We start from the raw sequence: 24,934 nt of genomic DNA, 5'->3' as shown, positions 1-24,934 counted from the left end.
GGTTTTCTTTCGTTTAAATCGGTCCTGAAAAAGGAAAAGAAGCAGGAGAAGTGAATAAAATCGAAGAATTTGTATAAAGTAAACGTTGGCAAGTTTAAAAGACCGAAAAAATGCTCATGATGCTTGTAGGGAGGTGGCTTTCTTTGAAGAATCGAACTTCTGTACTAATTGTTTCAGGACTTATTGTCCTTTCCATTATCGGACTAGGATCACGTTTGTGGCATGATCCTGCAGAAGTCTTAAAGTATTTTGCTTTTATCGCGGTAATAGGTGCCGTTATTTATTACCTCGTAAGACGTTTTTCTGGATCTGGGCCTGCCAATCATCAGCAAAGAGCATTCCAAAAGGCAGCAAAGCGGTCTAAAAAACGCTTTCAGGCAAAAGAAGCAAATACTTCCTCTAAACGGTCAAAAATAAGATCCATCGCATCTGCTCGGAAAACGAAAGATGCGTCACACTTAACTGTGATTGACGGCAAAAAAAGCAAGAAAAAAAATCGAGCTTCATTTTAAGCTCGATTTTTTGTGTTAACTACCTCAATAACACCATGATTTGAAGAATTTATCAGCATTATTTTTCCCGAGTTCAATCAATTCTTGTTTCCCTTCGTCTGTCAGCTGGAATTCTGTTGTCAAATTGCCCTCAGTTGGAATGAAGATAATGTTCTTTTCATGTTTTCTTGAAATGTATCTAGAGTCATGCGCATCTTTCATAGTCTCGAACAGTGCTTCAAACATCTGCAGCGCATTCTTGATTTTGTTCGTTGGCTGCTGGATCAGATGCTGGCTCAGCTTTACGCCAAGCACCGGTCTCACTTTCTTCACATTATCTTTATCAAATAACCACATCGGAAAATTACTTAAAACTCCCCCATCGACTACGATATTGGTTCCAACCCTGTCACGCAGCTTTACAGGCTCAAAAAAGAACGGAAGACTGCAGCTCATCCTGATTGCTCTTGCCACGGGAAAGGTTCGTGGATCTATACCATATTTCGGAAGGTCATCTGGCAAAATAAGCAGCTGACCATTCGTTAAATCCGATGCAATGATTCTTAAAGCGTCAGGAGCGAGATCTCCAAATGTTCGCAAACCTCTCGCTGCAAGTTTTTCAGCAATCCAGCACTCCAATTCATCCCCTTTATACAGCCCAAGCCGCCAGTAAACAAACAACCATTTGGTAAGTGCTGATGGAAAAAACGTTTTTCTTGAATCAAGAAACTTTCTTAAGTCAAGTTCATCCACCAGGCTGGCCATTTCCGCGCTAGAATAGCCAGCAGCAAGCAATCCTGCTATAAGGGAACCTGCACTTGTGCCGGCAACCCTTTTAAAACGGAACCCCCGTTCCTCAACAGCAGCAACAGCACCAATCAATGCAAATCCTTTGATTCCTCCGCCGGAAAAAACGCCGTCTATATACATATGAGCCACTCCCGTCGATGTAATCCATCATTACATCTTTAAGCGCCCAATTTGTAAAATAGTACGGCGTACAAGTTGAAAATTTTAATGTCTACGTAAAATATTGAATTTCTGCTTCTGGAAAGAAAGAATGAATATACCCTCGTATTGTTTCTTCAAGGTCTTTCGCTTCATCTGTCTGGTATACGTACTTCCCTATCCCATAGCGGCCCCATTTGTATTTACGCTTCTCTTCATCCATTTCAAGCTTCGATTTTGGATACCGCTTTTGAATCACATTTTTTGCTGGCTTAGTGAAGCGGTGCTGGATGAGTTCAAAACTTAACCCTGTAAGATCAACACCATCCAGTGAGTGGCTGAGCCTCTCGAATAATTCGTGGTATCCTTCTCTCCAGCCTTCATGGATATAGATTGGAGCAACGATAAAGCCAAGCGGGTACCCTGCACCAGCTACTTTTCTTGCAGCTTCCAGCCTTTCATCGAAGGATGAAGTACCTGGTTCAAAGTGTTTGATGACATAGCGGGCATTGACACTGAATCGGAATCTTGTTTTTCCGTTATGTTTCGCATCAAGCAAATGGTCGACATGATGGTATTTCGTCACAAAACGCAATTGTCCATACTCCGTCTCGCCAATGAACTCAATCGTTTTCTTCAACGCATGGGTCAGATGGTCAATCCCTACGATGTCCGACGTACACGCTGCTTCGAATCTTGTGATTTCAGGCTTCCTTTCGTCCATATATTCCTGGGCCTGTTCAAAGATTTCATCGAGATTCACATATGTACGGATGTACGGCTTGCTGCCAAGCGTTGTCTGCAGATAGCAGTAATGGCAATGCCCCATGCATCCTGTGGCAAGTGGGATTGCATACTCCGCGGATGGCTTTGAGGTATCAAACTTCAAAGTCCTCCTGACCCCGACGACGAGTGTTGATTTCGCGTTACGGTATTGCTGCAACTCGTTTTCACCTGGGATTCCCCGAACCTGGTTATGAGAGGTTGTCTCCCTGATTTCCAGGCCCATCTTTTCAAACTTCTCCTTCAGTTCACGACCAAGCGGGTATTCCAATGCCTGAGGCTCGATATAAACAAGCTGTGGTACAAATGCTTTCATTTTTTCCCCTCATTTCATTCCATAATTCCTTACGGTTATTATGAGCAGAAATGCAAAAAGAGGATGGAGAAATTTTTCCCATCCTCTTTCACTATTCTTATAATCCGCACTTTAGCTGTGCGTTACAGTTCGTACATGTATTACAGCCGCCGATTTCTTTTACCTCGCCTTTTCGGCAGACCGGGCATGTGTTGCCAACTTCAGATCCAATCGTTACGTTTGTGGAACGCAATTCATGGATTGTGTCGACAAGGACAACATGCTGCTTCTGCTTTTCTTTCTTATCGATTTCTACTTCCATCGTGTTCTCTTCCGCTTTAAGCGTCAATACCTGTGAATCGCGGGATCCGTCAACATACACGGTTCCGCCCTTCGCTCCGCCTTTATACAGTCGCTCATAAACCTTTTCCACCTGCTCAACGCTATAGCCCTTCGGCGCGTTTACGGTTTTACTGATTGAGCTGTCAATCCAGCGCTGGATGACACATTGCACATCGGCGTGTGCTTCCGGAGCAAGCTCCATCGCTGACACAAACCAATTCGGCAGATTTTCAGGGTCTGCACCAGGGTTACGGTCAAGATATTCCTGGACGATATCCGCCTTCACTTCGATGAACTTGCCAAGACGACCGCTTCTGAAGTATGAGAAGCTGAAGTAAGGTTCTAAACCAGTTGAAACACCAACCATTGTTCCAGTTGATCCCGTGGGAGCAACAGTAAGCAGGTGAGAGTTACGGATACCATTTTCAATAATCGACTCACGAATGTCTTCAGGCATTTTCTTCATGAAACCAGTATTCGTGAATGCTTTGCGAAGTCTGTTTGTTTCTTCTTCTGTATCAGCTTGAAGGAATGGGAAGCTTCCTTTTTCCGTCGCAAGTTCAACAGATGCTCGATATGCAGAAGTCGCGATTGTTTCGAAAACCTTATCAACAAGCAAGTTTCCTTCTTCAGAACCGTATTCAGTTTCACAGTAGATCAGAAGGTCGTGAAGCCCCATTACTCCAAGTCCAACACGGCGTTCTCCAAGAGCTTGCCTTTTATTATCTTCAAGGAAGTAAGGAGTCGCATCAATGACATTGTCCTGCATGCGTACACCCACTTCAACAGTGCGTTTCAATTTTTCGAAGTTAACTGTCTTTGTTTCCTTGTCCGCCATTTCAGCAAGATTTACAGCAGCGAGGTTGCAGACAGAATTTGGTGCGAGAGGCTGCTCTCCACATGGGTTAGTGGCCACAACCTTTTGTCCATATGCCTGTGCATTTGTCATGTCGTTGGCATTATCGATAAAGAAGATGCCAGGCTCTGCTGAGTATGTCGCACAAATATTGATCAGATTCCATAATTCTTTCGCTTTGATTTTTCTGTAGGTGCGGACTTTATATCCTAGCTTTTCCCACTCGCGGACATCGCCTACTTTATGCCACTCTTCATTATAAATCTTCATTGTTTCAGCATCATAGCTTTCAACATCAGGAAAGCGCAGTTCGTATTCTGTATCATTTTCTACTGCATCCATGAAATCCTTTGTTAAAGTAACAGATATATTTGCACCTGTTAGGAATTCCGAATTATGGACTGTGTATGTTCCACCGGTCGCAAGCTTTTCTTCTGCAGCCTTCACGATATCCGCACTGAATCCGCCGTATCCCGGAATGTGTTTATAGTTTATGATCCCCTGGTACATTGCTTCCTCCTGCAATGTAAGTGGAGTGAATTTCAATTTCTCCTTTGCTTGCTTCTTGATCGTCTCATCCTGGGTGTTTTCAATCAGGAAGCGAAGGATTCTTGGGTTTTGCATTTTTGAAATGATGAATTCTACAATGTCAGGATGCCACGTAAATACCGTTCCTTTCGGAATATTTCGCTGATATTCAGCCGGACTAGACTATATCATCACCCTCAGCATGATCTGTTAGGGGCCGGGCGCTTGTGAGAGTTTATTGTTGGGACTCACTCTCTAGTCGTTGAACCTTCGCCATTACCTTTGCCCAATGACGCTTGGCTGCAGATTGTCCAATGCAAGCAATTTTTAGGCCCTCACGCTCACCGTTTCCAGTCACGTTGTGGCTTGCCTGCCTCTAAGGAGTTCCCTGCAATTCACCCGATTTTCTAGTCGTTCATTGTCTGAACGACGCGGACTAGTGCATCTATAAAGTTACTCTCTTTACCATAAGTTTTTTCATGACAGATTCTACAGAGCGTGATTCCATTATTTAAAAGAAATTGCTTATCAGGGAAAAGTTTTTTGGGATAAATATGGTGCGCAGCAATATCTCTAGAGTTCGAGTTACAGCCTGGCATTTTACACCTAAAATTATCACGAGTGTACACTTTTTTACGCCATTCCTTATAGGGTGCTGAATCGGTTACATCAATTGTTTCCACTCTATTTTCTTTCAAGAATTCCTTATAACAAGCATAAGTACAAAACCTAATTCCTGAACGAGAATATCCTGAGCGCACCCTCTCAGTTGATTTTCCACATTGAAAGCATTCAAAGTATACACGATTCTTTATTCTAGTCGACTTTATTTTCTCAATGGACAATGAAGTATGTTTTTTCCCTCTTCTGGGTGCACCTTTATCAATATCAGTGTGTCCCCTTAACTCCCACCCAAAGAGAAGTATTCGATCTAGAATAGCTGAGTAACTAACCCCTAGTTCGTTAGCTATTACCGTATATCCCTTTCTTTTAAGAACGTATTCGTCATAAAGCCAATCACGATTGTCATAAATTTCATTGCCAAGTTTAAGTGGCTTTTTCCTTATACCGAACCGTCTGAGTTTTGATTTGATAAATGTAATTGGCAGCCCTGTTTCTTCAGCTATCTCTTTTAAGCTCATTTTGTCATGAATATATTTTTGATAAAGAAATTCCCTAGTTAGATCCATGCAATGTCACCTCGAGCGAACGTTTGTTCTTGCATTAATCTTACCAGTTTTAACTTAGAATGTCTTTTAATTAATCCGCTAGCATAATCATCTGTGCCCCACGTCTTGACCCGCCCTGCTCGACTAAATGTGTAAGTTTGGCGATGTCATCAAGCCATGAGACCGATCCGGATGATTTTCCGTTTACGCCTTTGGCTAAGGTGTTGCGGGGTCTTAGTGTCGACCCGTTCGTTCCGACTCCGCCGCCGCGGCTCATGATTTCCATTACTTGCTTTCGGTGCTCGGAGATTCCTTCGCGTGAGTCCTTTACAAACGGCATGACATAGCAGTTGAAATAGGTTACGTCTGTTTCCGCACCAGCTCCATAGAGGACACGTCCTGCAGGAATGAAGTTCATCGACACAAGCTCTTGATAAAACTTTTCGAACCATTCCTGACGTTTTTCCTCCGTTTTTTCAACGGCTGCGAGCCCTGTCGCATTGCGTTTAGCGATTTGTTCGTAGAATACTTCCAGCGGCTTTTCGATGACATCCAGTGAACGTTTGATTACACCGGTTGCTGATTCTTCCGGGTCATCAAGCACCCCTCGGAACTCCTCATCGACAAGAACTTTGGCAGTCTTGGTCTCCCAATCAATATCTAGTATAAATCCAAGACCACGTGCAGGGAACTTCGGGTCTTCCTTGATGGTAAGGACAACAAAATCCCCATTTGATAGTGTAATTTTTTCAGTGTCTTTAAAAGTATAGCGATCCAGCATGACCAATCGGGAAACGCCCTTGTGTGTAAGGTTCATATCAGCTGTGATAGGGTGAACCTGCGGGAACAGCTTAATATCCCGGTTCAGGCTCTCAATATTCAGGCTCATTTTTTGTCCAGTAATAACAGACATTTCTACAACTCCTTCAATGGTATTCAATCATAACTGTAAGGTAGTGCTAGAATTATGTAATTCTAGTTGCTTTCTTGAATTACCCTTACGTTATCACATCGAAACATAAAAAATCAATATATAGTGTATTTTTTATTTTCGACAACACTACATATGGTGTTAAGTTCAAATGAACATAATTTTGTCAAACATGAAAACTATTAAAAAAGGGAGAGAAAAAGAGAGAAAGACAGAATTCCTCCAGTAAATGATAAAAAACAACAATTTTCGAGGGTTGCACTTTTCCTAAGTCTAAAGACCCTTAGAAAATACTGGATAAAAACAAAAAAAGCGGAAATCCGCTTTTTTATTTTTTATCTTTTGAAGTTCCATTCATCCGATTCGTACTTATTTTTTGCCAATGAATTTACATAATCATATTCTTCATCACTTAATGTGTAAGGTTCTAAAATGATCCCTAATCCATCTTCAAATCCCGCCTTGAAAGCAATTTTTGCTTCCTCAAGATCGATTTTCCGGCTGCTGATTTCGTTAATGGCCACTGCTTTTGTCTTAAAAGCCTTCTGCATTCTTTCCTTGACCCGTTCATTTGGGTACTTGAACAAGCTGAAAAGCTTGTCTTCCTCAAGATCCAACAGGATGGAACCGTGCTGGAGAATGACTCCTTTTTGGCGTGTCTGTGCACTTCCGGCAACCTTGCGTCCCTCTACGACAAGTTCATACCAGCTCGGCGCGTCAAAACAAACTGCAGAACGCGGGTTTTTGAGTGCATCCTTTTCTGCAGAAGTTTTCGGCACAGCAAAATAAGCTTCCAGCCCCAGTCTCAGGAATCCTTGCAGAATTCCTTCTGAGATTACCCGATAAGCTTCTGTGACTGTCTTCGGCATTTCTGGATGATTTTCCGAAACAATCACACTGTATGTAAGTTCATGTTCATGCAGGACTCCCCTGCCTCCAGTTGGCCTGCGCACAAAGCCGAGTCCATGCTGCATAACGGCTTCCATATCAATTTCTCTTTCGATGTTTTGAAAATATCCAACAGAGAGAGAAGGCGGGTTCCATCCATAAAAACGGATCACAGGAGGAATTTTTCCTGCCCCATGCCAATCAAGCAATGCTTCATCAAGCGCCATATTAAAAGACGGCGAATTGTCACCGGAATCAATAAATCTCCATACCTCTTTTTTCATACCATTACCCCATTTTAAATAGTTTACAGAGAAGATTTTTTAAGTCTAACAAAATATTTTTCAAAAGCAAAGCAGGTTGTTTCGAAAGAATTTTACGAAATTCCTTTGCTCTCAGGACCGAAGGCTTATATAATTAGAATTGGCTCAGCTAAGCTTGAAAGGAGAAATATGTTTTGGATACACTTATCTTTTTAATCGTCCTAACTGTTGCGGTTATTCTTTACTCTGTCTTTATGTATTTTCGCCAGAAGAAAATTCTCAAGACTTTGACAGAGGAAGAATTTAAAAGCGGTTACCGCAAAGCCCAGCTAATTGATGTCCGTGAACCGAACGAATATGCCGGAGGACACATACTTGGCGCAAGAAATATCCCTCTTACCCAATTGAAAGCACGCCAGAAGGAAATCAGACCGGACAAGCCAGTCTACCTTTATTGCCAGAGCGGTTCCCGCAGCGGCCGTGCAGCACAGATGCTTTATAAAAAAGGGTATAAAGACTTGTACCATCTTGAAGGCGGCTTCAAAAAATGGGGCGGCAAGATCAAAGCTAAATAAGCTATATATCCATAAAATTACCCCTTAGCTGAAAAGCTGAGGGGTTTAGCTTTTCTTCTTAAAAACGGCGCTTCCCCACATCGTCAAACCCGACAGGAAGACCATTAAATACACATTAAAAAAAATTGTATTCGTGTACTGATTTAACCATGGGAAACGATAAATCCTTGAGTTGGGATTATCCGGTCCACCTCCAAGCAGTGAAATAAGTTCTGAACCATCCTGCCAGATAAGAGCAAGTGAAAAAATGATGATAATTGGCAATATAATCGAAAGTGTTAACTTCCATTTTCTGTTCATTACTTCCTTGAAAAATAAGAATAAAGCAGTGAGATAGAGTGTTAATACCATAAGAAAGGGAACGATCAAGACGATTGCCAAATTTCCATTTCCTGAAATGGTTCTTGGATTGATCGTCATGCCTTCAATGCCCGCAACCAATAAAAGGCACACAACAGCAAGCCCTGCTAAGTGAGCCAGTTTGTATCCAGTGGATTTTTCTTTATTCGAAAATATCCTCATAACATAACGAAAAGGTACAATCAAAAGAAAAAAACAAATGAATATAAGCAAAACAAGTGAAAAATCCATACAGCTCCCCCTTACACCCTAACTTCTTCTAGAATTCTACAAGACCTGCCTGGTATCCTTTCAACCTTTTCATTCTATATTTACTCAGATTATTTTTTTAATGACCATTAAAAAAGCAAAACAAAAAACAAAGTCCTGCCTAAATCGGCAGGACTTTTATCAATTTATTCTGCTTTCTGGTAACGCAAGACTGGCTTCCTAGCAGCAGTCGTTTCATCCAGACGGCCTACAACTGTAGAGTGTGGCGCTTCCTGGACGATTTCAGGATTCTCTTCTGCTTCTTTGGCGATCTGGATCATCGCGTCGATGAAAGCATCAAGCGTTTCTTTTGATTCTGTTTCTGTTGGCTCGATCATGATCGCTTCTTCTACATTCAATGGGAAGTAGATGGTTGGCGGATGATAGCCGAAGTCAAGCAGGCGTTTTGCAATATCCAGAGTACGGACGCCAAGCTTTTTCTGGCGCTTTCCGCTAAGGACGAATTCATGCTTGCAGTGCCTGTTGAATGGCAGGTCATAATACTCGGCAAGCCTTCTCATCATATAGTTTGCATTCAGTACAGCATACTCTGTAACAGCCTTCAAGCCGTCTGGGCCCATTGAACGGATATAAGTGTATGCACGGACATTGATACCGAAGTTGCCATAGTAAGGCTTAACTCTTCCTATTGACTGCGGACGGTCATAATCTAATTTAAATACTCCGTCCTGCTTTGTAACGATCGGCTTTGGCAGGAATGGAATTAAATCCGCTTTTACTCCTACTGGTCCTGAACCCGGTCCGCCTCCGCCGTGTGGTCCAGTAAATGTCTTGTGAAGGTTCAAGTGGACGACATCGAAGCCCATGTCACCAGGACGAGCCTTGGACATTACAGCATTCAGGTTTGCTCCATCATAATAAAGCTTGCCGCCTGCACTGTGGACGATCTCAGCCATTTCAAGAATGTTTTCTTCGAATAGTCCCAATGTATTCGGGTTAGTCAGCATCAATGCTGCTGTATCTTCTCCGACAACCTTCTTGAGGTCTTCCAAATCAACAAGACCATTTTCATCTGATTTTACCGTGATGGTTTCAAAACCCGCAACTGTTGCTGAGGCAGGGTTCGTACCATGTGCGGAGTCAGGAACGATTACTTTCGTACGCTTGTCATCACCGTTTGCTTCATGGTAAGCGCGGATCATCATCAATCCAGTCCATTCACCGTGTGCCCCGGCTGCCGGCTGCAGAGTCACCTCGTCCATGCCGGTGATTTCAATCAAGTGTTCCTGAAGGTCATACATTAATTCAAGAGCACCTTGAACTGAACTTTCATCCTGCAATGGATGTAAATGTGCGAATCCGTTGAAACGGGCAACATTTTCATTCATTTTCGGATTGTATTTCATCGTACATGATCCAAGTGGATAAAATCCGGAATCCACGCCGTGGTTGCGTTTTGAAAGTGCCGTATAATGGCGCATGATATCAAGCTCGGAAGCCTCAGGAAGTTCCGGTTCTTCTTCACGCAGGAACCCTTCAGGCAGAAGCTCTGACAAATCTGCTTCAGGCACGTCCATTTCCGGAAGGCTGTAGCCGACCCGGCCTGGTGTGCTTAATTCAAAAATGAGTGGCTGATCTTCCTTATGCATTGATATCCCCCATTTCTTTTACAAACGTATCGATTTCTTCTTTTGTCCTTAATTCTGTAACCGCAACAAGCATGTGATTCTCTAGTTCCGGATAATCGCGGCCCAAGTCATAACCGCCAATAATGCTCTTTTTAAGCAGCTTTTGATTCACTTCTTTGACAGGTTTATTCAGCTTGACGACGAATTCATTGAAGGATGGGCCTTCGAATGCAATTTCAAAGCCATTCTCCTTAAAAGTCTTCTTCGCATAATGTGCTTTCTGGAGGTTGGCAACAGCCATCTCACGAACACCTTTTTTGCCAAGAGCTGTCATCGCAACTGAAGCAGCAAGTGCATTCAACGCCTGATTTGAACAGATATTGGATGTCGCTTTGTCACGGCGGATATGCTGTTCCCTCGCCTGGAGCGTCAAAACAAATCCGCGGCGTCCCTGGTCATCCTTCGTCTGGCCAACAAGCCTTCCCGGAACCTTTCTCATCAGCTTCCCGGTAACGGCGAAATATCCACAGTGAGGTCCGCCGAATGCTGTCGGAATACCAAATGGCTGTGCATCGCCAGCAACAATATCAGCACCGAATTTGCCTGGAGGTGTCAATGCTCCAAGTGCAAGAGGATTGCTGGATACCACGAACAATGATTTGTGTTCATGTACGATTTCCTCGATTTCTTTCATTGATTCAATACCGCCGAAGAAGTTTGGATATTGTACAATCACTGCAGCGACTTCCTCACCCGCCATATCCTTAAGTGCCTCAAGATCAGTCACGCCATCCTTATGAGGTACTTCGACTACATCAATGTATTGCCCTTTGGCATACATTTTGACAACATCCTTGTATTCAGGATGGACAGCACCTGAAATCAGGATTTTCTTGCGCTTTGTATGTCCTGCACTCAGCATCGCAGCCTCAGCCAAGGCTGTACCGCCGTCATACATGGATGAGTTTGCTACTTCCATGCCAGTCAATTCGGATATCATTGTCTGGAATTCGAAGATTGCCTGAAGCTCCCCCTGGGAAATTTCCGGCTGGTATGGTGTGTATGCAGTATAAAATTCAGACCGGGAAAGTACATGGTCGACAATAACTGGAATGTAATGGTCGTATACACCTGCACCTATGAATGAAGAATTCATTTTTAAATCAGCATTTTTTGCAGCCATTTGTGCCAGCTCTTTCATTAGGGCCGTTTCTGGCTTAGCTGGTTTGATGTTGTATTCTCCGGCAAAACGGACTTTTTCAGGAATATCGCTGAACAATTCATCGATTGATGATACGCCGATGCTTTCCAACATAGCGTTTTTATCACTTTCCGTCAGCGGTAAATAGCGATGCTTCATAACATTTTCCCCTCTCCGGCTTTTACTTTTTATCTCTTTTATAAAAAGGTGTAGCTGAAACAGCAGCTTTTAGACGTTTACCGCGGATTTCAACTTCCACTTCATTACCCAACTCAGTTTCCTTGGCATCAATGAGTGCAAGCCCGATGTTTTTCTTAAGTGTCGGGGATTGCGTTCCAGTTGTCACCTCTCCAATCCTGACATCTCCTTTGTAAACAGGATAGCCATGGCGCGGGATGCCGCGGTCAATCATTTCAATGCCAACAAGCTTTCTAGGCAGCCCATTTTCTTTTTGCTGCTTAAGTGCTTCTTTTCCGATAAAATCCGCCTCTTTATTCAGCTTAACTGCAAAGCCAATTCCAGCTTCAAGCGGGCTGATTTCAGGTGACAGCTCCTGTCCGTACAATGCCAGATTCGCCTCAAAGCGCAGTGTATCCCTTGAACCAAGACCGCATGGGATGACACCATCTTGTTTGCCGGCTTCAAGGATTTCTTTCCAGAGGCTTGCGGCATCTTCTGCATTGCAGTAAATTTCGAAACCGTCTTCACCGGTATACCCTGTTCTTGAGATAAGTGCTTTCTTGCCATTCAGGTCAACTTCCTCACTGAACTTGAAAAATCCGATTGAACTTAGGTCATGGTCTTTCACAAGCTTTTGAAGCAATTCTTCAGCAATGGGGCCTTGCAGGGCAAGCTGGGCCATTCCTTCAGACAGATTCTCGATTTTCACGTCTCCTTCAAGATGGTCATGCAGCCAATCAAAGTCTTTCTCAATATTGGATGCATTGACAACAAGAAGGTAATGTTCCTCTTCAAGCTTATAAACTAGTAAATCATCGACTGTGCCGCCATTTTCATAACACATTGCTGTGTATTGGGCACCGCCGTTCTTAAGTTTTGATATATCATTTGTCATCATTTTTTGCAAATAGGCCAGACTATCGGGACCTTTCACTTCGATTTCACCCATATGGGAAACATCGAATAGGCCTGCCTTTGTCCTTACTGCTTCGTGTTCTTCTTTGATGCTGGAAAACTGGACAGGAAGCTCCCAGCCTCCAAAATCAATCGTTTTTCCACCATATTCCCTGTACACTTCGAAAAGCGGTGTTCTTTTTAACTCAGTCATTATGTATCCCCCTTCGTCCTGTGCCTAATGATCCGATACAGCTGTGCAACCCCTAATCAAAGAAAAATCATTACTGGGTAATCCCTCGTAAGCATCAAAAAAGGACAGAGCACCCCCTCTGAATCTGAGAAGGTCTCTGTCCTTTCACCTGAAAGTTTACCTTTGAAGGCTTTCCCCTTTGGTGGCTCCCTTTTTAAGGAAGCGCTCTCCAGAGATGCGTCAAACAAGAGTTCTTTTGCCTGAGAGATTCACAATGATTGCTTGCTCCTTCGGCGCTACTAAAGTAGTCTCTCCCCTTGTTGTCATCCGCGTTTATATATTTTTCCAGATTGGGCATGCTAAACGGTATTACACATGGCTGCAATCAGACATTTTAAAACTATAAAGTGACAAATTTCAAAACATTCAAAGCTATCTTCATCCTACCATTAGACAGCCGGTTTCGGCAATATATTTATACATTAAAAGAGGTGAGCTTAATGACCGTGCAAATTAACTTTGATTCTGCCTGGCAGGACGAAATGGCAGAGCGAATCGAGAAGGATGGACCCTGGGGGAATTGGGAGCTTTACAAGCTTGCAGTCGAAATTGAAAAGCATACGATCATTCCAGAATTTGAAGGACTTCAGGCACCAGTCCATCTGCCTGAGTTGACTCCGCTGCCACACCAGCTAGAAGTCGCAAGGCAAGTTGTCGAAAACATGAACGGGAAAGCGATTCTTGCTGATGAGGTAGGATTGGGCAAGACAATCGAGGCAGGTTTGATTTTGAAAGAATATATGATCAGGGGGCTAGTTAAAAAGGTCCTCATTTTAGTTCCGGCTTCGCTGGTTTCCCAATGGGCAATGGAGCTGAACACTAAATTCCATATCCCGGCGATTGCACAAAAGAAAAGTTATGTATGGGAGCAGTGCGATGTCGTCGTTTCTTCAATAGACACAGCCAAGCGGGCTCCGCACCGGGACATCATCAATAATTTAAATTATGACCTTATCATTATTGACGAAGCTCACAAGCTGAAAAATAACAAAACAAAAAACTATGAATTTGTCCAAAACCTGAAAAAAAGATTTTGCCTGCTCCTTACAGCAACACCGATCCAAAATCGGATTGAAGAAATTTTCAATCTTGTTTCTTTATTGAAACCGGGCCATTTAGGAAGTGAATCTGCTTTTTTTGACAAATATAAAAAAGACTCAAGATCAGTTAATGATGATGAACACCTCCGGGAGCTGGTTAATAAAGTGATGATCCGCAACAGGCGTGCGGATACTGGAATCGAATGGACGAAGAGGCATGTAGAAACGATTGCAATCGAATTTTCACCAGAAGAACGTGCATTATACGATTCGATACAGGCTTTAAGAAGCTCAGAGGGCGGCCTCGCATCCAGCCAGTTCTCTTTAATGACCCTCCAGCGTGAGGCTTGCAGCAGCAGGGAAGCTGTATTTTATACGCTCAAAAACATGCTGCAAAGGCAGGAAAATCCATCTGCTGGATTTCAGAATACAATTGCCCAACTCATCAAAAGAGTCGAGGCCGTTACGAAGAATTCCAAAGCAGAAAAAGCATTGGAATTAATTAAACAGATCAATGACAAGGTCATCATATTCACCGAATACCGGGCAACCCAGCTTTATCTTCAATGGTTCCTGAAGCAGAATGGGATTACTTCTGTACCTTTCCGCGGCGGCTTCAAGCGCGGAAAAAAGGATTGGATGAGAGAATTATTCCAAAAGAACGTTCAGGTGCTCATTGCCACTGAAGCTGGCGGTGAAGGAATCAATCTGCAATTTTGCAGCCATATCATCAATTTTGACCTTCCGTGGAACCCTATGAGGCTTGAACAAAGAATCGGCAGGATCCACCGCCTGGGGCAGGAAAAGGACGTGAAAATTTATAGTTTCGCGACGAAAGATACAGTCGAAGAGCATGTACTGAAGCTTCTTTACGAGAAAATCAACCTGTTCGAAAAAGTCATTGGTGAGCTGGATGATATTTTAACAAAATTGGAATTCGGCAATATTGAAGATCATTTAATTGATATATTCGGAAAATCCTCTTCAGAGGGTGAAATGAAGATCAAGATGGAGAATCTGACATCAATGATCCAGTTCGCTGAAGAAATGAAGGAGGGAAAACAGCGTGCAGCAACAGGAAATCCATAACTTTCTGGAAAGTTTTTTCACAGCCAATAACTGCGAAATGTTAGAGAACAACCAGGGATACATGTCTGTACAGCTAACGGTTGATTTGGACAAGGAACTGATGAACCGCCCGTTTTATTGGCATTATCTCGAGAAAACAGGCGGAATTCCTAATCCAATGAAGCTGACCTTCATCACTAATAAACAAAAAGCACCTGATCACATTAAGGGTGAAGTCATCCACTTCGGTTCACCCCGCCTTCATCAGATTTTCCAATCGACAAAAAATCTTGCAGGCTTTATCAGGCTATATGAAAATAATCAATTTCGAATGCAAACTCCATTGATTCCCTGGATTGGCCTGAACATGAAGATTTCTTACCAATGTGACAGAAAACGAGATGTGTTCCATTCGATCGGCTTGCAGCTGATCAACGGAAGGATGGTGGAAGATTTCCACGACAAGATTTTACAACTGCCAATGAATTCGAAGATTCCAGACTATGCCTATACACTGTCACCCCTGATCAAGCCAAAAAGCGGCGTGAACAGGATTCAGTCCATTTTAACGACGAGGATTGAACAGGAGGATCATTCATGGGCAGATGAAGCAAGAAAGCGCTGGAAGAAGGACCTTGACCTGCTACACCATTTCTATGAAGATGATGAAGAAAAAGCAGAAAGCTTTGAAACTGAAAAATCCGCATTAAAGGAACAATATGAGCCTAAAATCAATGTATCAATCGTGAATGGAGGTTTGTTTTATTTGACTGAAAGAGCGTTATAGAAACAAAACGGACCAGGCCGGTAATGCCGCCTGGTCCATTTTTTTATTTTTTCTTTTTCACACTCGACATTAACAGAAACGGCAGGATTCCGAACCACCTGAATAAAAAGGTCGCCTCTGCTTCTTTTTTAGCCTGTTTCAATTTCCTTCGTTCTTCTTTTGGCTGGTCAATGTATTTTACAACGGTCTGCGTAAGGTATTTGACATAATCATTTGTCTTCATGGTTACACCTTCCTTCATACGTTATCAAGTATAACCACGCCTGATTATTTCATACGCTCTATAATTTCATCAACGATCATGGAAATGGACTTAGGTGAAGTATCAATCTCCATATTGGCTATCATACGGTACAACGGGAGCCTGCTTTTGTATAACGATTCTGCTGCAGCAAGTTTGTCTTTATGCAGCAGCGGCCTCGTTTCGTCCCCTTCGAGCCTTTTCATAACTTCACTGAAGTCTGTATATAAAAATACCGTATTGGTTTTATCCATAAAATAGTCCCTATTTTCTTCCGAAACAACGATTCCTCCACCTGTTGCGACAACTGCATCCTCTGCAGGCATTGCACGCAAAACATCAGATTCCATTTGCCGGAACCTGGCCTCCCCATCTGCTGCGAAGATCTCATTGATGGACTTACCACTCGCTTTTACGATTTCTTTGTCAGTGTCGTACACAGTGAGTGATAATTTCTGGGCAAGCTGCCGGGAAATGGTCGTTTTCCCTGCACCCATGAATCCGATTAAATAGATAGTTTCCATCTTCCTTGATCACCTGTCAATTCTTTTCTATCCATTTTATCATTGTTTCCTTTTCCTTGTCATATTGTGCACTTCCGGTAATTTCCTCTCCACTGTCCAGCTTTATCAAGAACGTGACCACTTCAAGATTTGGCGATAAACTCTCTCTTTGAAATGAGACTTCACCTTTCTTAAAGCTTATTATTCCTGTTCCTGGCAACTCATCTTTCCTCAGCATTGTCTCTGCTTGTTTGACTGAACATAACATATAGTATTCTTCCAGCCTGATTTTTTCTGTTTCTCTGACGAACTTTTTCTCAGTAATATACTGTCCTGTCAAGATCAGCAAAAAGGAAGACATCAACAATAAAAACATAAAAGATAGTGGATAAATAAAACCTTGTTCATCTATGGCGTTACCCCTCCTTTATAAAAATAGTAGTGTGCTCTCGCGGAAAGATGCATCCCATTCTGCCCTGTTGCTATTACCTCGACTCCGTCTGCGATTTTTATAAAACTAAAGCTTGAAAGGTTTTGGACCAAAATCTCATGTCCAACATAATTCACCCGCCTGCGTATACTCGCAGCATACCTTTCATATATGATTACATTGCCGTCCACTTTTAACAGAAGTTTATCGGGCTGGACTGTGATTTGGTCTGCAGATCGAATCTCTTTTTTCACCTGGCTGCTGAACACTTCCCACTCCATCCTCCAGATTCCCGCTTCTCCCACACTGTTATTTAAAACCGTTTTCATTCCTAATGGAAACATAGAGACAATCAGCACAAACACTGTTATGGCCAGTAGCATTTCAAGCATCGTGAAGCCCTGATTATTCAGATAAACTGCATTTTTTGTAAGTTTGCTGTTGCATCCCCTCATAATAAATACAAACCTCCCATGATGACATTCCGTCACCCTGATACACGTCCAATCGATAACTTGTCCCGTTTTGAGAAATAGTTGCCCTTCCTGAATCTGTCCCCATAATCTTTATATACATTAGTTCATCAAACAAAATATGGTCCGCTTCAGCCGCCCTTCTCAGCTCAATCGTCTGGCTGATGACATGTATTGCGATCGGCAGCATAATGGTGACGGCCATGATAAAGGCCGCAAGCGAAAGCAGCATTTCTGCAAGGAAGTACCCTTCACACCTCCGTAACATAGAACCTTCCCTTTCCGATTTGGATCATGAATTTATAAGTCCGGCTTCCAACAGTGACAAAAATCGACCCAAAACTGTTGATATTGCCATCAGGCATATAATGAAACATCAAATCCATCGTTCCTTTTTTCACTTTGATATCGGGAGAGTAATGCCTTTTGACCAAAAAGGTTCCTGATGCATAATCATATGCGCGGATATAATAATAGTTATTTTCCGGCATGATATGAACGGTAATCTGTTCCTGGTGGGAGATTGCATATAGCTGGCTGTAGAGGAGGTCTGATTGGAGCTGGGAAAAAAACAGGTCTTTCTCTAATTTTTCATTTTGGGGAGTATACAGGAAAGCGGCAATGAGGGAAAGCATGAAAAAGGCTGAAAGTACAATCAGCATTTCGACCATTGTAAAACCGTCAGAACCATTCATTTCAGCTTCCAGAAGCCGACTTCTGGACTTCACCTTCAGTCGTAATTTCAATCGGTGTTCCGTCAGGACATTTTTCTTCAGCAGACTTCAAATAGCCGCCATCATAAAGCTGAGTAAAAGTCGGGAAAATATTTTTATCGATTTTGTATGCCTGTACCTGTGCCTCCACCATCTGCATATATGCCTGGCAGCCCTTAGAATTGATGCTCGAATTATGGGTGGATATATTCGGAATGGTAATGATCAATAATACAGAAATCACTAATAACACAATCATCATCTCGATCAGGGTAAATCCTTTTTCATTTTTCATCATAAGAGTCTCCTTTAATTAGATTCCTTTCATCATTCGGAACATCGGCAGAAGGATGGCGAGATATAATGACACGATCAGAAGACCAATAAAGCTGTATAGGAGCGGCTGAATCGTCTTCATTGCCTTATCGGTTCTTTCTTCCAGCTGCTTCAGGCAATGTCTGCTGTAAAAATACAATTCCTGATCCAGCTTTGCGTTCTTTTGCCCATGCTTGATAATCCCTGGCAATTCGTCATCCAAAAAAGGATATGAAGCAACTGCCCTGTCTAAGTCCAGTCCTGCAACAAGCTTCAAAATCATTTCTTTACCTATCTCCATATAAAATGGCTGATGGCGATTATGTTCAAATACCTTCAAAGCATCAAGTACCGATAATCCTCCTGAGAATAAATAGCTCAACTGAATTGAAAAAAAATGTGAGTAAAGCAGCTTAATCAGTTTTCCTGCAACAGGGATTTTCACAAGCATATTTTTTTGCTGAATCGGTGTGAGATGCCTGAATCTGAATACATAGTAGAGAATAAGCATAGAAGCAATGCTCAGCAGAATATAAAAAAGGATTGGAAGGAAATTTCCGGCTGAACTGATGATTTTCATGAAAAGATTAGGCTGTAGGTTCATGTCATCAAAAAGCGAAGTGAATTTCGGGAGCAGGATTCTGTTGACGAAGAAAAATAATATAAATGTAAGCATCATAAGGAAAATTGGATATGACATCAGCTTCCTGAGCCGCAGGTAATCAGCCTCCCGTTTCAGGACCATCTCGCTGCCTTCCGAAACTGCACGCGCCAGGCCACCATGCTGCTCGGCAAAATATACATAGCTGACCAAATCCTTATTAAATTTAAGGTCTGCAAGAATCAAGTATAAGGGAAAACCCTCACGCAACTGATTAAGGCTCCTTCTGATATCTTCCTTTCTCTTTTTTTCGAGATAAAAGCTGACTGACTCAATGGCTTCGGCCAGTGGGTATCCTTGTGACAATAATTCCCCAGCTCTTTTCATGAATCGTGCCTGTTCAGCGACTGGCCATTTACTGTCCATCATTGAGAATCCACCTCTGATATTCGGATTCCTTAATATAGCCAAGTGCAATCCCTTTCTTGATGGCATCTTTCAAAGTCTTGTAGTGATAGGATTGATGCTCTCCTCTCGATTCCTTAAGAACTGCTGAAAGATCCTTTCCAGTGAGGATTTCAAAAACATTCCCCCGCTTGCCGCTTCCAGATGAATAACAGAACGGAGAGCACCCCCCGTCACAGTAAGGGCAAGTCAATTCGACCAGCCTTTGAGCTGTCACTGCAATCAGTGTCTGTTCGATTTCCAGCCAATTGACTCCAAATTCAATCAGCCTGTAAATCGCTCCTCTTGCATCCCTTGTATGCATTGTAGTCAGCACCAAATGTCCCGTTAAGGCAGCTCTGACCGCCGTTTCAGCCGTTTCCTTATCCCTTATTTCCCCCACCATGATAATGTCCGGGTCATGTCTTAGAATAGCCTTCAAACCGGCAGCATAGGAGATTCCTGCCCTTTCATTTACCTGGACCTGGAGTACAGCGTCACTCGGTTTCTCAATTGGATCCTCAAGAGTAATGACGTTTCGACTGATCATTTCCGCTGATTCTGACAGCATCGAATAAAGGGTAGTCGTTTTACCGCTGCCTGTCGGTCCCGTAAAAATGATTAATCCGTGCGCATGTTTTAAAAGGGATATCAGTTTTTTGGAAGTGGAAGGAAAAAGTGAAATCTGATAGGAAGGAATCTGGTTTTGTTCGGGAAGGAGCCGAATGACCATGCTCTCGCTCTGATAGGCAGGAAGCGTGGAAATCCTCAAGCCAATTTTCATGCCATTATACAGGTAGGTGAATGCACCGCTTTGCGGCCGTCTCTTTTCACCTATATCCATTGAAGCCATAAATTTGAAATGGGATATCAGCCTGTCACAATCTTCTTGTTCAAGCGTATAACGAGGAAGCAGTTGGTTGCCAAGCCTGAACTTAATCAGTGTGTCTTTTTCACGGGGAATGATATGGATATCAGATGACCCGCTTCTCAATGCATCTTTAAGTACATTCTCTGCCAGCTGTTCAATTGACTTTACAATAGAAATACACCACCCTTTTTTGTTATAAAAAATATTTCGCTAACTACATCTCATATCCTGCGAGATTTTTTAATCAAATGTGTATAAAAAATGACAAATCTATTTATACTAACTATCGTTGACATCAAGTTATATTTTGGGCTATAGCCAAGCGGTAAGGCAACGGACTTTGACTCCGTCATGCGTTGGTTCGAATCCAGCTAGCCCAGTAAGAAAAGCGCAAGCGCCCTGGCCCGCGCGCTGGAACTGGACAATTACCAAAGAAAGAAGGAAGCGAAGCTGCTTCCTTCTTTCTTTTATTTAGCAATGCCTTTTAGGGCATCCGGGTTAAAACCAACTATAAGTTTTTGTCCATCTGTCAAAATTGGCCTCCTGAGCAATTTCGGTTCATTGATCATGAGATTTATGACTTCCGACAGCGTGAGGTCATCTACATCCATGCCCAGCTTTTTATATGTTTCTCCTCTTGTCGCGAGCAGCTCATCAAGACCGTCAGTCGTCAATGATAAAATTTGCATCAGTTCCGTTTTTGTTGGAGTATCTTTGAACAAATGACGTTCATTGAATTTCACGCTGTTTGTAACAAGCCATTTTTTTGTCTTCCGGCATGAAGTACAGCTTGGATAGGAATAAAACATCAATTCTTTCATTTTTGTATACCTCCTGGCAAATAAATATCTCCTCAGAAACCATTGTATAACTTTTGTATAACTTTTGTACAGTGTATTGTCATCAATTCGCCATTTAGTTGTGAACATTTTCTAAACATATAGTGTAAACAGTGTAAACCTTATTTTCTTCTGTATTATAATGAAGGCAAATTCGTGGCCTGAGGTGAAATAAGGTGGAACAAACATTAAAAATTACAAGTGTATTGTCTGACCCAACTCGTTATTATATTTATCAATACATTACAAAAAGGCATAAAGATGTAACTGTCCAGGAAATCGCCGACAATTTCGATATCCATCCAAACGTGGCAAGGCTGCACTTATCCAAGCTCGAAGATGTGAACATGCTGATCTCCGAAACAAAAAAGACCGGCAAGGGAGGCCGTCCAAGCAGATTGTACCGTTTATCGGATGATGTAATTCAGCTGCATTTCCCATTCCGCGATTATCAGCTTCTGTCGAAGATCGCGATGTCAACGATGATGTCTCTTGGAGAAACAGGAAAGAAAGCTTTGTATATGACAGGCAAACGTTTTGGCGCTGAGCTGATTGACCAGGAAGTTTCACGCCATCCACACATTGCAGAGGAAATGACTTTTGATCAAAAGTTAAACGCGATAAAAAATGCAGCGACTTTGGCTGGCTTTTATCCAGAGTTTGAGCCCAACAGTGAACGGACAAAAATTTACTTTCAAATTTACAACTGTCCCTTCAAAGAGGTTGCGATGGAGCATACTGAAACGGTTTGTAATATGCATTACGAATTCCTGAGGGGGATGTTCGAATCACTATTCGATGATATGGAGTTAATTGAGAAGGAAAATATGTTTAACGGCTGCGACTCATGTGCATATCAGGCTATTATTGCACAATAATCAATCCTTGTTTACTTTTCACTCCACTTTACTTTATAATATGATAGTGATGGACTTGTAGGGTAAAGGAGGGATATCTTTGGATCGTATGTACAGAGTTTTAGGATTCTGGACGGGAATCTTTGCTGTGATGTTTTTCTTAGGTCACATGTATACGACGTCCTTGATTTTCTTTGGTCAAACTGGATTTTTCTTGCTTTTAAGTTATTTGAAACTTTCCGAGCGCATGTATATTTACGTCTTCGGAGCATACTTAACGATTTTCTTTGCAGGATTTACTTATTGGTCAACTTTCATGATGCCATTAGGTGGCGGAGCTGGACATTAATATCTGGCCAAGGAAAAAAGCGATGGATTCCATCGCTTTTTTTTATGTTTTCAAATATTTTATAATAATTTTTTCGCTGATCCTTCCAACCCTTTCCCCTGAATGATTACATCAAAGGACTGGCTTATGCTTCCTGGCATGATCAGGCTCCGGATTGCCCGATTCCGTTTGCTCGCTTCAGAAAAAGGATTTGGATCATGGTGTTCTGCCAGCTCTTCCAATATCCCAATGGACATCAGAAATTCATCCTGTCTCTTTTTTTGGAGCAATTGCAAGCCATACTTTTCTCCTTGAAAAATAAGCGCATCGAAATGCACATGGCTGGTAATATCCATTTCACCTGGATGCTCCAGTACGTTATGATGCAATTTATGCTGATAATAGCCTCTTAAGCTTCCTTTTTTTCGTGATGGCTGCATCCAGTCCTCCTTTGTATATCCATAATCAACAGTCACAATAATGCCCCGGGACAAGTTCTCAGAAATGGACTTGATGAAAGGATCCATCTCCAGAGGGATTTCAATTCGTTGCCCCTCGGCAAGTTCAAGTTTCTGATGTTCTAAAAATGAACTAATATGTTCATTTTTTAACGGGTGCATAATCTCATAAAATTGATCCATCTCATAGCCTATAAAAACTTCTTTAACTACACCCTCGTTTTTTTCAACTACATGTACCGGAAATGCATCAAATAATTCATTCGAAAAAACTAGTCCTTGTTTCATGCCTGAATCAGCAAACGAACTTGCATACTCCAACTGGACATTAGCGAGACCGCTTAGCTCCTTTGCCTGGATACCTCTATGATATGGACTTGCTTCAACGATATAGTATGTAAGCAAATCATTCTTCAATTCATTCCAGCCCTTTATGAAAGCACTGGCAAAACGGCCATTCCCGGCACCTATCTCACAAATGGAAGGCAAAAGGCCCAGATCTTCAAAGTTTCTTGCAAACCATTTCCCGATCAATTTGCCATATACGTCTGAGACATTGCTCGATGTATAGAAATCTCCCTCTTTCCCAATCTTCTGGCGTTCCTTTATGTAATATCCTTCTTCGGGATGGTAGAGGGCCAACTTCATAAATTCAGCATATGAAATCATTTTCTCTGGTGAAGCCTCAATATACTGGCTGATTATCTCTTTCATAATTACTCCTTGATAACAGTTTTCACTATTGACATAGTGTTTTCTTTATTATATTGTTTAAATAGTAGCTTAACTATATCCCCTCCCATGATATGAATAGAACATCCCCCAGAAAAGCCCTTCTCTTAGAGAAGGGCTTTTCTAGTTTCCCGGAAATCTTTAGTTAAAATCCATTCAAATAAGGATTAGAATCCATCTCCAGCCCAATTGTTGTTGCAGGACCATGTCCAGGCAAAACCTCAGTTTCTTCAGGCAATACCAATAGCTTTTCATGGATGCTTCTGATCAGTTGATTATGGTTGCCGCCCGGCAAATCCGTCCTGCCAATGCTTCCATTAAACAAAGCATCACCTGCGATCACAAAATGGTCGTCTGAAAAATAAATGGATATACTTCCTGGTGAATGCCCAGGTGTTTCAAACACTTCGAATACAAAACTTCCGATTGACATTTTGCCCTCATCTTTGATGAAATGATCAGCAGCCCTTGCTGTAATCGGGGCACTAAGCATAAAGTGTTTTGACCCATTCAATGCCGGGTCTTTGAGCCAATCTTTTTCTTTTTCATGGATATATACTTGTATCCCATACTTATCCCTGATCCGATCTACAGCTCCGATGTGGTCAAAATGAGCATGCGTCAGTAAAATTGCAGCTGGCTTCAATTCCAGCTGTTCAATCACTGATGCCAATTTTTTAGGATTATCACCAGGGTCAACGATCAGGCAAGATAGATCGTCATTATATACGATATAGCAATTAGTCTGCAAAGGACCAAGTGGAACTTGTTTCCATTTCATAACAAATGCCTCCAGATTTTATTGGTATTATGGATACATTTATTCTACACTATTGTCATGCATGTTTTAAGAATTTACACATAAGAATTCAAAGGAGCAAGTATAGTGCATAATGCTTTCGGAATTGAGGCCAAACCAATACTGTCAGAAATTCAGGACTTCAGGACTTTTTTACTTTCCATAGTCCCACCGCTGATCATCGAAGACCACATTTTCATTTATGAGAACAGAGAAGAAGCTGAAGAAGCTGCCGATCTATTAAACGAGGCTAAGCTGCTTGAAGAAACACACAGATTAATTAAAACAACTGGCTCAGAAGGAGATATATTTTTCGACTATGGCTTTCATGCTGGAAACTCTACTTTTTTATTTGCCCATGAGCTTGCAGCATTTAGTATTATTGATGGAAATAAGACTCAGATAGAAATGGCTATGATTCAGCTTGAAGAACACCTCGTTTTTAAAGCAGCAGATGAAATTTATTTTACAATCAATCATTATATTGAACTAATAAAGGGTATAGTAAGAGCATATGAAGTGAAAGTTGAGTTTTTAGACCTCGACAAATGATGTAAAAAAATATAAAATAAAAAACGAGTGTATGCTTGTCATTACATAACAGGCTGCCGCCTAAATTTTTTATCCAACAGGCTGATTG

Annotated in this window: 28 protein-coding genes, 1 tRNA gene, 1 pseudogene and 1 riboswitch; of the genes and pseudogenes, 8 read left to right on the top strand and 22 right to left on the bottom strand. The window is 42.0% G+C overall.

The window, feature by feature from the left end; genetic code table 11:
• The first annotated feature begins 143 nt into the window (after window positions 1-143).
• Window positions 144-512 (top strand): SA1362 family protein, encoded by a 369-nt coding sequence (locus tag ACXAEA_RS08275; RefSeq protein ID WP_475095419.1) that lies wholly within the window; start codon window positions 144-146, stop codon window positions 510-512.
• Window positions 513-536: 24 nt separating this feature from the next.
• On the opposite strand, the gene ACXAEA_RS08270 is transcribed toward ACXAEA_RS08275, so the two are convergent.
• The 6 genes and pseudogenes from ACXAEA_RS08270 to ACXAEA_RS08245 all read right to left on the bottom strand — a co-directional run bounded on the left by ACXAEA_RS08270 (window position 537) and on the right by ACXAEA_RS08245 (window position 7,515).
• Window positions 537-1,421 (bottom strand): patatin-like phospholipase family protein, encoded by an 885-nt coding sequence (locus ACXAEA_RS08270; RefSeq protein ID WP_475095417.1) that lies wholly within the window; start codon window positions 1,419-1,421, stop codon window positions 537-539.
• 91 nt (window positions 1,422-1,512) lie between these two features.
• Window positions 1,513-2,538: a spore photoproduct lyase gene (gene splB / locus ACXAEA_RS08265; RefSeq protein WP_475095416.1), complete on the bottom strand. Its 1,026-nt coding sequence runs from the start codon at window positions 2,536-2,538 to the stop codon at window positions 1,513-1,515.
• A gap of 97 nt (window positions 2,539-2,635) precedes the next feature.
• A complete protein-coding gene (locus tag ACXAEA_RS08260) occupies window positions 2,636-4,399 on the bottom strand; it encodes a vitamin B12-dependent ribonucleotide reductase (RefSeq protein WP_475098082.1) in 1,764 nt (587 codons plus the stop codon).
• Between the two features lie 251 nt (window positions 4,400-4,650).
• On the bottom strand, window positions 4,651-5,433 hold the full coding sequence (locus ACXAEA_RS08255; RefSeq protein ID WP_475095415.1) for an HNH endonuclease: 783 nt from the start codon (window positions 5,431-5,433) through the stop codon (window positions 4,651-4,653).
• Window positions 5,434-5,506: 73 nt separating this feature from the next.
• Window positions 5,507-6,325 (bottom strand): annotated as a pseudogene (locus ACXAEA_RS08250) (ribonucleotide reductase N-terminal alpha domain-containing protein); the annotation flags it as partial.
• Window positions 6,326-6,678: 353 nt separating this feature from the next.
• On the bottom strand, window positions 6,679-7,515 hold the full coding sequence (locus ACXAEA_RS08245; RefSeq protein ID WP_475095414.1) for a lipoate--protein ligase family protein: 837 nt from the start codon (window positions 7,513-7,515) through the stop codon (window positions 6,679-6,681).
• 233 nt (window positions 7,516-7,748) lie between these two features.
• Between ACXAEA_RS08245 and ACXAEA_RS08240 the strand changes: the two genes are divergently transcribed.
• Complete coding sequence (locus tag ACXAEA_RS08240; RefSeq protein WP_475098081.1) at window positions 7,749-8,069, top strand: rhodanese-like domain-containing protein; 321 nt, start codon at window positions 7,749-7,751, stop codon at window positions 8,067-8,069.
• Window positions 8,070-8,114: 45 nt separating this feature from the next.
• Here the strand turns inward: ACXAEA_RS08240 and ACXAEA_RS08235 are convergent, their stop codons facing one another.
• The 4 genes from ACXAEA_RS08235 to gcvT all read right to left on the bottom strand — a co-directional run bounded on the left by ACXAEA_RS08235 (window position 8,115) and on the right by gcvT (window position 12,756).
• Complete coding sequence (locus tag ACXAEA_RS08235; RefSeq protein WP_475095413.1) at window positions 8,115-8,660, bottom strand: hypothetical protein; 546 nt, start codon at window positions 8,658-8,660, stop codon at window positions 8,115-8,117.
• A gap of 164 nt (window positions 8,661-8,824) precedes the next feature.
• Complete coding sequence (gene gcvPB, locus ACXAEA_RS08230) at window positions 8,825-10,288, bottom strand: aminomethyl-transferring glycine dehydrogenase subunit GcvPB (protein WP_475095412.1); 1,464 nt, start codon at window positions 10,286-10,288, stop codon at window positions 8,825-8,827.
• Window positions 10,281-11,627 carry an aminomethyl-transferring glycine dehydrogenase subunit GcvPA gene (gene gcvPA / locus ACXAEA_RS08225; RefSeq protein ID WP_475095411.1) on the bottom strand — a complete coding sequence of 449 codons (1,347 nt, stop codon included), beginning with the start codon at window positions 11,625-11,627 and terminating at the stop codon, window positions 10,281-10,283. The genes gcvPB and gcvPA overlap by 8 nt, the downstream gene beginning before the upstream one ends.
• 22 nt (window positions 11,628-11,649) lie before the next feature.
• Entirely contained in the window at window positions 11,650-12,756 is a 1,107-nt protein-coding gene (gcvT, locus tag ACXAEA_RS08220; RefSeq protein ID WP_475095410.1) for a glycine cleavage system aminomethyltransferase GcvT, read from the bottom strand.
• Between the two features lie 217 nt (window positions 12,757-12,973).
• Window positions 12,974-13,062, bottom strand: a riboswitch (glycine riboswitch).
• Window positions 13,063-13,235: 173 nt separating this feature from the next.
• Between gcvT and ACXAEA_RS08215 the strand changes: the two genes are divergently transcribed.
• Together ACXAEA_RS08215 and ACXAEA_RS08210 are read left to right on the top strand one after the other, a co-directional pair.
• The gene (locus ACXAEA_RS08215; RefSeq protein ID WP_475095409.1) at window positions 13,236-14,924 is read left to right on the top strand and encodes a DEAD/DEAH box helicase; all 1,689 of its coding nucleotides are present in this window, start codon (window positions 13,236-13,238) and stop codon (window positions 14,922-14,924) included.
• Window positions 14,902-15,690, top strand: coding sequence for a YqhG family protein (locus tag ACXAEA_RS08210; RefSeq protein ID WP_475095408.1), 789 nt, complete (start codon window positions 14,902-14,904; stop codon window positions 15,688-15,690). The genes ACXAEA_RS08215 and ACXAEA_RS08210 overlap by 23 nt, the downstream gene beginning before the upstream one ends.
• Window positions 15,691-15,733: 43 nt before the next feature.
• Here ACXAEA_RS08210 and ACXAEA_RS08205 read toward each other — a convergent pair whose 3' ends face one another.
• The 9 genes from ACXAEA_RS08205 to comGA are packed head-to-tail and all read right to left on the bottom strand — an operon-like array spanning window position 15,734 to window position 20,452.
• Window positions 15,734-15,913 (bottom strand): YqzE family protein, encoded by a 180-nt coding sequence (locus ACXAEA_RS08205; RefSeq protein ID WP_475095407.1) that lies wholly within the window; start codon window positions 15,911-15,913, stop codon window positions 15,734-15,736.
• A gap of 44 nt (window positions 15,914-15,957) precedes the next feature.
• Complete coding sequence (locus ACXAEA_RS08200; protein WP_475095406.1) at window positions 15,958-16,455, bottom strand: shikimate kinase; 498 nt, start codon at window positions 16,453-16,455, stop codon at window positions 15,958-15,960.
• Window positions 16,456-16,471: 16 nt separating this feature from the next.
• Window positions 16,472-16,783: a competence type IV pilus minor pilin ComGG gene (gene comGG / locus ACXAEA_RS08195; protein ID WP_475095405.1), complete on the bottom strand. Its 312-nt coding sequence runs from the start codon at window positions 16,781-16,783 to the stop codon at window positions 16,472-16,474.
• A gap of 59 nt (window positions 16,784-16,842) precedes the next feature.
• Entirely contained in the window at window positions 16,843-17,319 is a 477-nt protein-coding gene (gene comGF, locus ACXAEA_RS08190; RefSeq protein ID WP_475095404.1) for a competence type IV pilus minor pilin ComGF, read from the bottom strand.
• Window positions 17,270-17,605, bottom strand: coding sequence for a hypothetical protein (locus ACXAEA_RS08185; RefSeq protein WP_475095403.1), 336 nt, complete (start codon window positions 17,603-17,605; stop codon window positions 17,270-17,272). The genes comGF and ACXAEA_RS08185 overlap by 50 nt, the downstream gene beginning before the upstream one ends.
• On the bottom strand, window positions 17,589-18,032 hold the full coding sequence (gene comGD, locus ACXAEA_RS08180) for a competence type IV pilus minor pilin ComGD (RefSeq protein ID WP_475095402.1): 444 nt from the start codon (window positions 18,030-18,032) through the stop codon (window positions 17,589-17,591). The genes ACXAEA_RS08185 and comGD overlap by 17 nt, the downstream gene beginning before the upstream one ends.
• Window position 18,033: 1 nt before the next feature.
• Window positions 18,034-18,345: a competence type IV pilus major pilin ComGC gene (gene comGC / locus ACXAEA_RS08175; protein ID WP_475098080.1), complete on the bottom strand. Its 312-nt coding sequence runs from the start codon at window positions 18,343-18,345 to the stop codon at window positions 18,034-18,036.
• Window positions 18,346-18,363: 18 nt separating this feature from the next.
• A complete protein-coding gene (gene comGB, locus ACXAEA_RS08170) occupies window positions 18,364-19,395 on the bottom strand; it encodes a competence type IV pilus assembly protein ComGB (protein WP_475095401.1) in 1,032 nt (343 codons plus the stop codon).
• The gene (comGA, locus tag ACXAEA_RS08165) at window positions 19,382-20,452 is read right to left on the bottom strand and encodes a competence type IV pilus ATPase ComGA (protein ID WP_475098079.1); all 1,071 of its coding nucleotides are present in this window, start codon (window positions 20,450-20,452) and stop codon (window positions 19,382-19,384) included. The genes comGB and comGA overlap by 14 nt, the downstream gene beginning before the upstream one ends.
• Before the next feature lie 137 nt (window positions 20,453-20,589).
• On the opposite strand from comGA, the gene ACXAEA_RS08160 reads away from it, so the two are divergent.
• Window positions 20,590-20,661, top strand: a tRNA-Gln gene (locus tag ACXAEA_RS08160).
• Between the two features lie 87 nt (window positions 20,662-20,748).
• Here the strand turns inward: ACXAEA_RS08160 and ACXAEA_RS08155 are convergent.
• Window positions 20,749-21,102 carry a Spx/MgsR family RNA polymerase-binding regulatory protein gene (locus tag ACXAEA_RS08155; protein WP_475095400.1) on the bottom strand — a complete coding sequence of 118 codons (354 nt, stop codon included), beginning with the start codon at window positions 21,100-21,102 and terminating at the stop codon, window positions 20,749-20,751.
• 194 nt (window positions 21,103-21,296) lie between these two features.
• On the opposite strand from ACXAEA_RS08155, the gene ACXAEA_RS08150 reads away from it, so the two are divergent.
• Together ACXAEA_RS08150 and ACXAEA_RS08145 are read left to right on the top strand one after the other, a co-directional pair.
• Window positions 21,297-21,998: a helix-turn-helix transcriptional regulator gene (locus ACXAEA_RS08150; RefSeq protein WP_475095399.1), complete on the top strand. Its 702-nt coding sequence runs from the start codon at window positions 21,297-21,299 to the stop codon at window positions 21,996-21,998.
• A 79-nt stretch (window positions 21,999-22,077) separates the two neighbouring features.
• Entirely contained in the window at window positions 22,078-22,326 is a 249-nt protein-coding gene (locus ACXAEA_RS08145) for a DUF2626 domain-containing protein (protein WP_475095398.1), read from the top strand.
• Between the two features lie 59 nt (window positions 22,327-22,385).
• Here the strand turns inward: ACXAEA_RS08145 and ACXAEA_RS08140 are convergent, their stop codons facing one another.
• Together ACXAEA_RS08140 and ACXAEA_RS08135 are read right to left on the bottom strand one after the other, a co-directional pair.
• On the bottom strand, window positions 22,386-23,477 hold the full coding sequence (locus ACXAEA_RS08140) for a class I SAM-dependent methyltransferase (protein WP_475095397.1): 1,092 nt from the start codon (window positions 23,475-23,477) through the stop codon (window positions 22,386-22,388).
• Window positions 23,478-23,640: 163 nt separating this feature from the next.
• The gene (locus tag ACXAEA_RS08135) at window positions 23,641-24,276 is read right to left on the bottom strand and encodes an MBL fold metallo-hydrolase (RefSeq protein WP_475095396.1); all 636 of its coding nucleotides are present in this window, start codon (window positions 24,274-24,276) and stop codon (window positions 23,641-23,643) included.
• Window positions 24,277-24,381: 105 nt separating this feature from the next.
• Here ACXAEA_RS08135 and ACXAEA_RS08130 point away from each other — a divergent pair, with 105 nt between their 5' ends.
• Entirely contained in the window at window positions 24,382-24,846 is a 465-nt protein-coding gene (locus tag ACXAEA_RS08130) for a hypothetical protein (RefSeq protein WP_475095395.1), read from the top strand.
• The last annotated feature ends 88 nt before the right edge of the window (window positions 24,847-24,934 follow it).

The organism is Mesobacillus sp. ABV4_180 (assembly GCF_056158485.1).
This window is presented reverse-complemented; position numbering and strand designations above follow the sequence as displayed.